Source organism: Rubrivirga sp., from assembly GCF_049648075.1.
Lineage (GTDB): Bacteria > Bacteroidota > Rhodothermia > Rhodothermales > Rubricoccaceae > Rubrivirga.
Window position 1 is genome coordinate 1 of record NZ_JBARYR010000487.1, and the last position, 10,674, is coordinate 10,674.

Here is a 10,674-nt window from a genome sequence, read left to right on the forward strand (position 1 = left end):
CTCGAGGTCGATCCGGCTCCGGTCGGTCCCTGTAGCGCCGTTGCGTGCAACGGTGTCTCCCTGCCGTCCTCAAGGCCACCCCAGCGTGCGAGACCGTCCTGACCGCTTGCCCTCGAGGGCGGGAGAACGCGCCCGACCGACCGGAGTAGTCCCCGTCCTGTCCTTGTTGCCTCTCGATGCCTGACCTCAACGCCGTTCGCCTCATCACCCGAAAGCGAGACGGGCACGCCCTCGAGGCCGACGACATCGCCGCTTTGGTCCGGGCCTACACCGACGGTGCGGTCCCGGACTACCAGATGGCCGCGTTCCTGATGGCGGCGTTCCTGCGCGGCTTGGACGCCACCGAGACGACGGCGCTGACGCGCGCCATGCTCCACAGCGGCACCGTCCTCGATCTGTCTGATGTTCCCGGCGTCAAGGTCGACAAGCACTCGACGGGCGGCGTCGGCGACAAGGTGTCCCTCGTGCTCGCGCCGCTCGTCGCGGCGTGCGGCGTGCCCGTCCCGATGATCTCCGGCCGAGGGTTGGGACACACCGGCGGGACGCTCGACAAGCTCGAGGCCATCCCCGGCTTCCGCACGGACCTGTCGATTCCCGAGTACCGCGACGTCTTGGAGCGGACCGGCGCCGTCCTGATCGGCCAGACCGCCGAGATCGCGCCGGCCGACGGCCTGCTCTACGCCCTCCGCGACGTCACCGGCACCGTCGAGTCGATTCCGTTGATCGCGGCCTCGATCCTTTCCAAGAAGCTCGCCGAGGGCATCGACGCGCTCGTCCTCGACGTCAAGACCGGACGCGGCGCGTTCATGAAGTCCCAAGCCGACGCCCGCCAGCTCGGCGCCACGCTGTGCCGCGTCGGGCGCCAGTTCGGCACGCCGACCGTCGCGCTGTTGACCCAGATGGACGTTCCCCTGGGCCGTGCCATCGGAAACGGCCCCGAGACCGCTGAGGCCATCCAACTCCTGCGCGGCCAGACCCCGGCCGGCGGCCCCTGCCCCGACGTCCTCGAGGTGACCATCGCGCTCGCAGGCGAGATGCTCCACCTGGGCGACGCCGCGAGCTCCCCACAGGAAGGCCGTCGCCTGGCGACCGCCGCCCTCGAGGACGGACCGGCGTTCGGCGCCTTCCAGGAGATCGTCGAAGCGCAGGGTGGGGACCTTGGCGCGTTGGAAAACCCCGACTCGCTGATGGGCAAGCCCGTCGCCGTCCTCGAGGCCGAGACCGCCGGCTTCGTGGCCGATGTTGATCCTCTCGCGCTCGGCTACGCCGCCGTCGACCTGGGTGCCGGCCGCGCCACCAAAGAGGCCGACGTCGACCACAAGGCCGGCTTCGTCCTCAACAAACGGCCCGGCGAACGCGTCGAGGACGGAGAGCCCCTGGCCTGGATCTACGCCTCCGACCCCGCCCGCGCCGACCTCGAGGCCGTCCGATCCGCGTTCGTCCTTGAGAGCCGTGAGGCCGGCGCAGCCAACGCCCCGTCAGCGCCGCGCCCGCTCGTCCTCGACCGGTTCGATGGGGAGACGTGGGAGACGCGAAGCGGAGAGTAGGGGCTCGGTGACAGCGGCCCCCGACCTCGAGGACGAATCTCACGGCTTGCTCCAGACCTCGAGGCCGACCTCTGCCATTTCCAACGAGCGAAGCAGGCTGTCACCGACAACCATTCTCCGTCCGTTCCGTAGAAGCCTCTTACGCGGCGCTCCCGTACATTCCTAGCGCCTGACCTCTCGACACCGACCGCCCATGTGGAAGCGATTCACCCGTCTCATCTCGTCCATGTTCGGTGGGGCCATCTCCGCCATGGAGGACCCCAAGCTCATCTTGGAGCAGAACATCCGGGAGCTGAATGACCAAGTCCCGAAGATGAACGAGAACATCGCGACGGTGAAAGCCAACGTGATGCTGCTCCAGAAGGAGCACCGGAAGTACACCAACGAGCAGACGTCGCTCACGAGCAAGATCAAGGCGGCCATCAACGCCGGCCGTGACGACATCGCGCAGCGCTACGCCGTCCAGCTCCAGGGCATCAAGGAGGCCCAGGCCCGCACCGGCGAGCAGCTCCAGTTTGCCGAGCAGGCCTACGAGAAGTCGCTCCAGGTCAAGAAGGCCTTCATGCGCGAGCGCGAGAAAAAGATCAACGAGGCCCGCGAGGCCTTGCGCGCCCACGAGCGCGCCAAGTGGCAGGCCAAGATCGCCGACACCCTCGAGCAGTTCGAGGTCGCCGGCGTCGACGCGACGCACCAGGAGATGATCGGCCGCGTCAACGAGCAGTCGGCCAAGAACGAGGCGCGTATGGAGATGGCCTTGGACTCGATCGACACCGAGGCAATGCAGATCGAGGAGGACGCCCAGGAGCTCGAGGGCGCCGAGCTGGTCCGCCAGTTCAAGCTCGAGATGGGCATGAGCGAGCCCGCCGCGACGGAGTCGGCCGCTCGCCCCCAAGTCCAGATCCCCGACGAGGCCGCCACCATCGGCCGCGGCTCCGTCGAGCGCGACCGGACACGTACAGAGTAGGGATTAGGGGTTGGGGACTAGGGGTTCGATCGCCCCAGACCCCAACACCCAAACCCCAGCACCCCACCATCATGGACAAAGACGAGTTCGAGCGGATCAAGGCCGAAGAGAAGGCCCACCTCCAGCAGCTCCGCAACCTCAAACGACAGCACAAGACGGCCCAGCGGACGGCCTCGACGGCCAAAGCGCTCGGCGCCATCACCGACCGCACCGCCAGCGACAACTTGGACGCGGCGACCGATAAGCTGATGCGCGACGCCGCCCACGCCGAGGCCCGCTTCGACCTCGCCCTCGAGGGCGACGCCCCCGTGACCGGCAACGCCGACAACCTCGACCGGGCCGACCTGGCGAAGGCGGAGGCCGAATCTCTGGTTCGCCAGATGAAGATCGAGATGGGCGCTCGCGACGACGTGAGCATGACCGAGGCCGCTCGTGCTGCCAAAGAGCCCGCCGCGCCCGACAGTGTCAAGGGGTCTCCGGCGACCGGTCCCGGAACGCCCAAGACCATCGGCCGCACGCCTCCCCTCGCCGACGAGCCTCCGCCCGCTTCCGACGACGGCAAGACCATCGGCCGGCGCGCCGGACTCTAAGCCCGCGACCGACCGTCGCACCCCATGCCCGACTCGTCGATCAACTTCACGAAGGAAGCTTTCATGAGCCCAGTCAACCTGGGCTTTTTGATCCTGGCCCTCGTCGCTGCGCTCCTGACCGGCGGCGTGGCCGCGAACGTGCTGTTGGTGTTCGCCGCCGCCGCCGAGCTGTTGTACCTCGGCACGCTGCCCCGCAACGAGCGCTACAAGCGGGCCGTGCGCGCGCGCAAGATCGAGGAGCACCGGAAGCAGCCCCGCGACCGCGAGGTGTTCCGAACGTTGGCCAAGGACGACCAGAAGCGCTACGTCCGCTTTCGGAACATGGAGAAGGCGATCAAGGACAACTACGCCAAGCTCCCCTACTCGAGCCAAGGTCTCTTGACGGCCCATCTCAAAAAGCTCGACGGTCTCTTGGACGCGCACCTCGGCTTGCTCCAACTCAAGGAGCGCTACGTCCAGTTTGCCCGCCGCACGGGAGAGAACGACATCGTCGATGCGATCTCCGGCCTGCGCCACGAGATGGAGGGCGATCCACCACGCGTCCGCGCCATCAAAGAACGCCGGCTCGCCATTCTCGAAAAGCGGTTGGGGCGGTTCAAGAAGGCCGGCGAGAACCTGGCCATCATCGAGGCCCAGCTCGAGACCATCGAGGACGTGACGCGCTACGTCTACGAGCAGTCGCTGACGATGCAGAACCCCGAAGAGGTCTCGTTCCAGCTCGACACGCTGATCTCCGAGGTCGAGGAGACCCAGCACTCCATGGACGCCCTCGACGACGCCGTCGACGTGTCGGCGCTCAACGAGTTCGACCTCGAGGCCTTCGAGGCCTCCCCCTCGGGACAACTCGAGCGCGAGAGCGAGGGGCTCCTGGGCGACCTCGATGACGTCCTCGGCGACTTGCCCGGCCTCGAGGACGAGACGCGCGAGCGCCGACGCACCCGCGAGCGCTAACCACCATGCCACCTCGGGGGCTCGACCTCGAGGACGAACGCGCCTCCCATCCCGCCCTCGATGCCCGACTTCCAAACCCTCCTCGCCGAGACCGACGCCGACGGCGTTCTCACGATCACACTCAACCGGCCCGACGCGCTCAACGCGCTCAACAAACGGTTGGTGGGCGAGCTGGGACAAGCCGTTCGGATGGCCCGCACGGAGAACGTCCGCGGCATCGTGATCACCGGGTCCGGCGAGAAGGCGTTCGCCGCCGGGGCCGACATCTCCGAGTTCGCCGGAATGGAGTCCCTCGACGCGCACCGGTTCGCCGCACGCGGCCAGGCCGTGTTCAGCGCGATCGAGAACTCTCCGAAGCCCGTCGTGGCCGCCGTAAACGGCTTTGCCCTCGGCGGCGGATGCGAGCTCGCGATGGCGTGCCACCTGCGCGTCGCCGCAGAGACGGCCCAGTTTGGGCAGCCCGAGGTCAATCTCGGGCTGATCGCTGGGTTCGGCGGCACGCAACGGCTTCCACGCTTGGTCGGTCGCGGCATTGCGACCGAGCTCTTGCTCACGGGCGACCGCATCTCGGCCCAGCGCGCCTACGAGATCGGGCTCGTCAACCGCGTCGTTCCGGCGACAGACCTCATCGAGGTCGCGCGTCAGTTTGTGCTGACCATCGCGTCGAAGGCGCCGGTCGCCGTGGCGATGTCGCTGCAGGCGATCCGAGCCAGTGACCTTCCGCTCCCCCAAGGTCTCCAGCAGGAGGCTGCGCTGTTCGCGCAGTGCGCTGGGACGGAGGACTTTGCCGAGGGCGTCATGGCGTTCCTCAACCGGGAGACGCCGGAGTTCGTCGGGCGCTAACGCGCTCCAGCGGCACCTGTCCGCTCGCACATGGAAATCGTCCTCATCGTTCTGACGCTGGCGCTGAGCGCGTTCTTCTCGGGCTCCGAGATCGCGTTCGTCACCGCGAACCGGCTGAAGACGGAGGTCCGGGCGCGCCAGGCCGGCTGGCTCGGTCGCATCGTGCAGGAGTTCCTGGCCGACCCCGGCACGTTCCTGACAACGACCCTCGTCGGCAACAACGTGGCGTTGGTGGTCTACTCGACCTTGATGAGCTTGGCGCTCGAGCCGCCACTCGCCTCGTTCTGGGGCGGGGTCGTCGGCCTCGAGGACGCGACGGTCGCCGTGCTGGCCTCACAGACGGTTATCGCGGCCGTCGTCGTGCTGGTGATCGGGGAGGTGATCCCGAAGTCGCTGCTCCGCCAGCCCCCGGGCCGCGCGTTGTTCGCGCTCGCCGCACCGCTCAAGATCACCTATTGGCTGTTCTGGCCCATCATCAAGATCGCCGGCGGCGTGAGTGGGCTGATCGTGCGACTGGCCGGAGGCGAGGACGGGACGCTCGAGCGGTTCGTCCGCCGCGACTTCGAGCTTGTGATCCGCGAGAGCCGCGAGACCGGCACGCTCGACCTCGATGAAGAGGAGTCCGAGATCTTATCCAACGTGTTCGAGCTGCGCTCGCTCAAGGTCAAGGACTCGATGATCCCCCGTACCGACATCCGCGCCGTGGACGAACGCGCGTCGCTCGACGAGATCCGGCGGACGTTCATCGAGACGGGCTTCAGCCGGCTCCCGGTCTACCGCGAAAACGTGGACTCGATCGTCGGTGTGGTGCTGGCGCACGACCTGTTCCACGCGCCCGACTCGCTCCAAGCCATCTTGCGACCCGCCCGCGTCGTACCGGAGTCGAAGCCGGCCCGCGACCTTTTGTTCGACTTCCTCAAGGGCGGCGCGACCCTCGCCGTCGCCGTCGACGAGTACGGCGGCACGGCCGGCATCGTCACGCTCGAGGACTTGCTCGAGGAGCTGTTCGGCGACATCCGCGACGAGCACGACCCTGCCGCCGCCCCCATCCGCCGCGTCGACGACCGGACGGTCCACGTCCACGGCCGCGTCGAGCTCGACGACCTCGAGGCCGAGACCGAGATCGCCCTCGAGGACGGCGACTACGGCACGATCGCCGGGTTCGTCCTGGCCCACGTCGGCAGCGTACCGAGCGAGCGGGACACGTTTGAGGCCGAGGGCTACCGGTTCACGGTGCTTCGCGCGAGCCCGAACCGCATCGAGGCCGTCCGCATCGAGCAGTTGTAGCCACCGCCGAGCCGCCCTCGAGGACGGTTTCCACACGATGCCTTTCCTCGCCCTCGACGTCGGCAACTCGTCCGTGAAGGGCGCGGTATGGAACGGTGGGTGGGGCGCCCTCGAGCGCTGGACACTCGCAGATCTCGAGACGTGGACCACCCGCCTCCGTGGGGTGAGCGGCCTCGAGGCTATTGGGCTCGCATCGGTCGTTCCGAGCCAGACGGGCAGGCTCGTCGAGGCGGCGGAGCACGTCGGAGTGACCGTGTCCATCGTGTCGTCGGGTTGCCCCCTCCCCTTTCGAATGGACTACGAGACGCCCGACACGCTCGGCGCGGACCGACTCGCGGCCGCCGTCGCGGCTCACGCGCTCGCTGGAGATCGCGCAGTCGTCGCCCTCGATGCCGGAACCGCGATCACGACGGAGGTCGTGACGGCTGAGCCGGCGTACCTCGGAGGCGCCATCCTACCTGGCCCAGACCTCCTTCTCCGCTCTCTTGCTCGGGGAACGGGACAACTCCCCCAAGGTACCTGGCCCGACATCGTCGAACCGTTCGGCAGCTCGACCATCGAGGCCATCCAGGCCGGGACCGCAACGCTCGTCCTCGAGGGCGTCACTGGACTCGTCGACCGCACCCTCGAGGTCCTCGGCCATGACGCATTCATCATCGCGACGGGCGGCTGGGGAACGTGGCTCGCGGACCGGATATCACGCATCGACCGCGTCGAGCCGCTTCTCGTCCTCGAGGGCGTCCGGCTGCTCACCGACCCGACCCTTTAGTCGAGGTCGAGCAGCGACTGGACGCGCGCCAAGACCATGTCGATGGCCACCTGGTTCTGGCCCCCGCGCGGGATGATGACGTCGGCGTGGCGCTTCGAGGGCTCCACGAACTCGAGGTGCATTGGGCGGACGGTGCGGCGGTACTGCTCCAGGACGGACTCGACGGACCGGCCGCGCTCGTGGAGGTCGCGTTCCATGCGGCGCATCAGGCGCACGTCGGGCGCCGCGTCCACGAACAGCTTGACGTCCATCCGGGCGCGGAGAGCCTTCTCTGCCAAGACTAGAATTCCCTCGACCAAGACCACGGGTCGGGACGGCAAGGTCTCGGTCGCCTCCAGTCGGCTGTGCGTCTCGAACGAGTAGGTCGGCTTCTCGACTGTCTCACCGGCCATGAGCGCGTCGAGGTGATCCACCATCAGATCGGTCTCGAGCGCGTCTGGGTGGTCGAAGTTGAACCGCGCGCGTTGCTCCGGTTCGAGATGGTCGAGATCGCGGTAGTACGCGTCGTGGTCCAGGAGCGCGATCCGGCGCGGCCCGAACCGCTCCATGATCCGACGTTGCACCGTCGTCTTGCCAGACCCCGACCCTCCGGCGATTCCGATGACGACGGCCATGGACTTGGAGGGTATCGACCTCGAGGACGCGACCTCGAGGCCGAGCGGTTAGTCGTCCTCGGCTTCGCGAGCGGCACGTGCCGCGGCGGCCTCGGCCTCGGCCTGCGCCTTGGCCTTGCGGCGGCTCGCGCGGCGCTTCTCCCACCCAGGAGACGACACCATCACGACCGTTCCGCTGCCGTTCTCATCGAGGTCGGAGCCTTCGAGGTCGACTTCGTAGCCGTCGGGCGCCTCCCACTCGTCGAGGGCGTCGACGGAGTCCGCGGTCTCGTTGACGATGAACGCCACGAGCGACCCACGCAACTCCTTGACGCCATGAGAGACCGCGGTCCGCTCGCCGGACTCGTCCTGCTTGTAGAACTTGACCCGGATCATCCGCGCGTACGTCTCCTCGTCGTCCCACGCCGACTCGTGCACGCCGGGAAGCAGGTTCCAGACGGCGTGGCCCGTCACCAGCTTGTTGAGGGCCGCTGATAGCGGCTCCTTCCAATAGGACCCGACGCGGCCTAGGTCGCCGACCTTGGCGTCCATCTTGAGCCGGTAGTTCGGGATCAAGTCGTCCGGGCGGAGCAGCCCGAACAGGCCGGAGAAGATGACACCGTTCTCCAGGAGACGCCGCTGGGACCCGGTCGGGAGTCCCGCGAAGTCCATCGCGGTGTAGAGGACGCCAGGTCCGTACCGATCCACGGACGCCATCAGGGGACTCTTGAACACGTCGCCCGTGACCTCGACGGCCTCCTCGAGCGTCGCTCCCTTGACGCCGAACAGCTTTTCGAGCTCGGCTTCGTCCGCGTTTCGGACCTGCTTCTGGAGCGCCTTGATCAGCGCCCGACGCTCTGGGTTGAGGTCGGAGAAGTAGTTAAACGTGTTCGACGAGCGGTAGTCGAACATGTCCGGCGCGAGCGGATTGCCGCCTGACGCTTTGCCCTCCGCGCTCGGGAGGAGAATCGTGAATCGCACAGATCGCGGGGGAAGCGCGGCGCACCGCGCAGAGAGAGGACCGCTTAGTCGCGGCGGCCGAGCCGGGCCTGGTCAATCAGGGCCTCGGCTTCGGAGAGAAGAGACTCCGCCTGCTGGCGGGCGTCGGCGACGAGGGCGTCGGCCTGGGCTCGAGCGTCGCTCGGAACAGCAGACGCGTCCAGGCGATCGAGGACGGCGGAGAGGTCTCCGGCCCACCGGTCGAGCAGATACGCCGCGCGGCGGCGGAGCTGGCGCCCCTCATCGGGAGCGAGCAGGAGCCCCACGGTGACGCCCGTGGCGCCTCCGACGAGGAATCCCCAGATCGATGACCGGATGGCTCGACTACGCTGACTCATTGCTTGTAAGGAGATGGTGGCCCGACGGAGACACGAAGATGCATCTGCCGGGTCCAACCGAGTCCGGGCCGCTCCCCCTTTCGGGAACGGCCCGAGCTACGGGAGCACGTGAGAAAGGCTAACGGCCCTTCTTCTTGTGACGGTTCTTACGGAGCCGTTTTTTCCGCTTGTGGGTAGCAATCTTGTGACGCTTGCGCTTCTTTCCGCAGGGCATAGGAAACCTGGATAGAGGGGGTACGGAGTGTCCTGACGAACAAGGTAGGGTCTTCGGTATGTGTCCTTCGCCCGATCCGCCCAATCTGGCTGAGCTTTCACGCGCTAGCGGTCCGTCCTCGAGGACGGCGGCATCTGGACACTGGGCTGAACTGGGCCTGCCCGTCCCGGATCCTCGACAGCCACGTCCATTTCTCAGGACACAACGTGTTCTCAACCTCGAGGCCGCTCGTCATGTCCTCGCCGCCGACAGGATTCTGAAGACGACTGCGGGGTTGGCATGAGTCTTGTCATGTTCTGAGCACGTCCGATGGGTCGCACCTGTCACCGACGCGAAAAGGACCGTGCGCACTGGGGCTTCGGCCCGCGCACCGCCGGGCAGACACGTTTGGGTGAGCGTGTCTGCCCGGCCTTTTTTTGCCCTGTCGGCACGGTGGCGATGCGCGTACTCTCTCGCGATGCGATACGCTCTCCTCTTGCTGTTCCTCGCCGGTTGCGCGCCGCGGCTGTCTCCGCCCTACCGCGACTACGAAGTGAGGAGCGCGTCCCCCGCGCTGGTCGAGGAGCTGCGCGCCGCCGTCCTCGAGGCCGGGTGGGAGTTGGCCCCCTCGACAGACTCGCTGATCGTGGCGACGGCACCGCGGCAGGTGGCGTCGGGCATTCTGTCCGACACGGAGGCGTTTCTGAGCCTCGTCCCGCTCGACGGCGGGTTCGTGCGGGTTTACGTCCGCGCCGAAAGCAAGAGCGTCCTCGGCGGCCGGACAAAGGTGTACGCCATGCAGCGAGACCTGCAACGGTCCGTCCTCGAGGAGCTGACGGCCGCCCTCGAGTCCAGGGGCTTGGTACCCCTCGGGACGCCTCGGACGAGGGATGAAGACGCGACGGACGAGGCACCCTAGCGGCTGTGCGTACGTTGTACCCCTGTCGCCGGCCCCCGGCGACTGTTCTTTGGGGATGACACGGTTTCGACGAGAGAAGTGTGCGGCAGGCTGCGCGCCGGGTGGTGTCCAATACGCCCGTAAGACCCATTGGAACGCAATTGTAGCAGCGAACGACTACTCTTACTCACTGGCCGCGTAATTACGCCGCTAGTTGCTTCGCACGGTGGACGCTCACCATCACCGTGCGAGGTACCATCTAGGGTGAGCTGGCTTTAGAGGCTCCGGCTGGGCCGACGAAGCGAGACCCAATCAGCCTGCGTCCTCCGGGAAGCCCGTCAACGGGCCGCGTCCAGAGGACAAAGACTTTGAAGCGTTGACTACGCGTCGTAGACGCCTGGACTGTAGCGTCTCTCGGACCCGGGTTCGACTCCCGGCATCTCCACATCGGCAACGGCCGGCTGCTCCCCTGCGGCCGGCCGTCGTCGTTTCCGGCCTCGAGGACGTCTGCGTCGGAGCACGTGCGTGAGGGCGTGCGTAATGCACAGTACCCGTCCTCGAGGGCAGCCCGGGGACGGTACGGCGTCATCGGTTGCTCGTAGCCTCCGGTGTGCTCCGCAAGATCCTCCACGTCGACATGGACGCGTTCTACGCGTCGGTTGAGCAGCGCGACGACCGCGCGCTGCGCGGGCTGCCCGTGGC

General features: G+C 67.4%; 11 protein-coding genes and 1 other RNA gene. 9 read left to right on the top strand and 3 right to left on the bottom strand.

What is annotated here, in order from left to right; all coding sequences use genetic code 11:
* Positions 1–176: 176 nt before the first annotated feature.
* The 7 genes from WBA11_RS13735 to WBA11_RS13765 all read left to right on the top strand — a co-directional run bounded on the left by WBA11_RS13735 (position 177) and on the right by WBA11_RS13765 (position 6,951).
* On the top strand, positions 177–1,547 hold the full coding sequence (locus WBA11_RS13735; protein WP_424521237.1) for a thymidine phosphorylase: 1,371 nt from the start codon (positions 177–179) through the stop codon (positions 1,545–1,547).
* A gap of 193 nt (positions 1,548–1,740) precedes the next feature.
* Positions 1,741–2,511: a PspA/IM30 family protein gene (locus tag WBA11_RS13740; protein WP_424521238.1), complete on the top strand. Its 771-nt coding sequence runs from the start codon at positions 1,741–1,743 to the stop codon at positions 2,509–2,511.
* A 71-nt stretch (positions 2,512–2,582) separates the two neighbouring features.
* Positions 2,583–3,101: a hypothetical protein gene (locus tag WBA11_RS13745; protein ID WP_424521239.1), complete on the top strand. Its 519-nt coding sequence runs from the start codon at positions 2,583–2,585 to the stop codon at positions 3,099–3,101.
* A gap of 24 nt (positions 3,102–3,125) precedes the next feature.
* Positions 3,126–4,052: a hypothetical protein gene (locus tag WBA11_RS13750; protein ID WP_424521240.1), complete on the top strand. Its 927-nt coding sequence runs from the start codon at positions 3,126–3,128 to the stop codon at positions 4,050–4,052.
* Positions 4,053–4,112: 60 nt separating this feature from the next.
* Positions 4,113–4,895 carry an enoyl-CoA hydratase/isomerase family protein gene (locus tag WBA11_RS13755; protein ID WP_424521241.1) on the top strand — a complete coding sequence of 261 codons (783 nt, stop codon included), beginning with the start codon at positions 4,113–4,115 and terminating at the stop codon, positions 4,893–4,895.
* Positions 4,896–4,925: 30 nt separating this feature from the next.
* Positions 4,926–6,182, top strand: a complete 1,257-nt coding sequence (locus tag WBA11_RS13760) for a hemolysin family protein (protein ID WP_424521242.1) — start codon at positions 4,926–4,928, stop codon at positions 6,180–6,182.
* 37 nt (positions 6,183–6,219) lie between these two features.
* Positions 6,220–6,951 carry a type III pantothenate kinase gene (locus tag WBA11_RS13765; protein WP_424521243.1) on the top strand — a complete coding sequence of 244 codons (732 nt, stop codon included), beginning with the start codon at positions 6,220–6,222 and terminating at the stop codon, positions 6,949–6,951.
* On the opposite strand, the gene udk is transcribed toward WBA11_RS13765, so the two are convergent.
* The 3 genes from udk to WBA11_RS13780 are packed head-to-tail and all read right to left on the bottom strand — an operon-like array spanning position 6,948 to position 8,881.
* Positions 6,948–7,565 carry a uridine kinase gene (gene udk, locus WBA11_RS13770; RefSeq protein WP_424521244.1) on the bottom strand — a complete coding sequence of 206 codons (618 nt, stop codon included), beginning with the start codon at positions 7,563–7,565 and terminating at the stop codon, positions 6,948–6,950. The genes WBA11_RS13765 and udk overlap by 4 nt on opposite strands.
* Before the next feature lie 48 nt (positions 7,566–7,613).
* Entirely contained in the window at positions 7,614–8,525 is a 912-nt protein-coding gene (locus WBA11_RS13775; protein ID WP_424521245.1) for a YaaA family protein, read from the bottom strand.
* A gap of 44 nt (positions 8,526–8,569) precedes the next feature.
* On the bottom strand, positions 8,570–8,881 hold the full coding sequence (locus WBA11_RS13780) for a YtxH domain-containing protein (RefSeq protein ID WP_424521246.1): 312 nt from the start codon (positions 8,879–8,881) through the stop codon (positions 8,570–8,572).
* A 671-nt stretch (positions 8,882–9,552) separates the two neighbouring features.
* On the opposite strand from WBA11_RS13780, the gene WBA11_RS13785 reads away from it, so the two are divergent.
* Positions 9,553–9,993 (top strand): hypothetical protein, encoded by a 441-nt coding sequence (locus WBA11_RS13785; protein ID WP_424521247.1) that lies wholly within the window; start codon positions 9,553–9,555, stop codon positions 9,991–9,993.
* Between the two features lie 51 nt (positions 9,994–10,044).
* Positions 10,045–10,420, top strand: a transfer-messenger RNA (tmRNA) gene (ssrA, locus tag WBA11_RS13790).
* Positions 10,421–10,674 lie beyond the last annotated feature (254 nt).

Coding starts and splice junctions, on each gene's coding strand:
- WBA11_RS13735 (WP_424521237.1), top strand. CDS start 177: ATGCCTGACCTCAACGCCGTTCGCCTCATCACCCGAAAGCGAGACGGG.
- WBA11_RS13740 (WP_424521238.1), top strand. CDS start 1,741: ATGTGGAAGCGATTCACCCGTCTCATCTCGTCCATGTTCGGTGGGGCC.
- WBA11_RS13745 (WP_424521239.1), top strand. CDS start 2,583: ATGGACAAAGACGAGTTCGAGCGGATCAAGGCCGAAGAGAAGGCCCAC.
- WBA11_RS13750 (WP_424521240.1), top strand. CDS start 3,126: ATGCCCGACTCGTCGATCAACTTCACGAAGGAAGCTTTCATGAGCCCA.
- WBA11_RS13755 (WP_424521241.1), top strand. CDS start 4,113: ATGCCCGACTTCCAAACCCTCCTCGCCGAGACCGACGCCGACGGCGTT.
- WBA11_RS13760 (WP_424521242.1), top strand. CDS start 4,926: ATGGAAATCGTCCTCATCGTTCTGACGCTGGCGCTGAGCGCGTTCTTC.
- WBA11_RS13765 (WP_424521243.1), top strand. CDS start 6,220: ATGCCTTTCCTCGCCCTCGACGTCGGCAACTCGTCCGTGAAGGGCGCG.
- udk (WP_424521244.1), bottom strand. CDS start 7,565: ATGGCCGTCGTCATCGGAATCGCCGGAGGGTCGGGGTCTGGCAAGACG.
- WBA11_RS13780 (WP_424521246.1), bottom strand. CDS start 8,881: ATGAGTCAGCGTAGTCGAGCCATCCGGTCATCGATCTGGGGATTCCTC.
- WBA11_RS13785 (WP_424521247.1), top strand. CDS start 9,553: ATGCGATACGCTCTCCTCTTGCTGTTCCTCGCCGGTTGCGCGCCGCGG.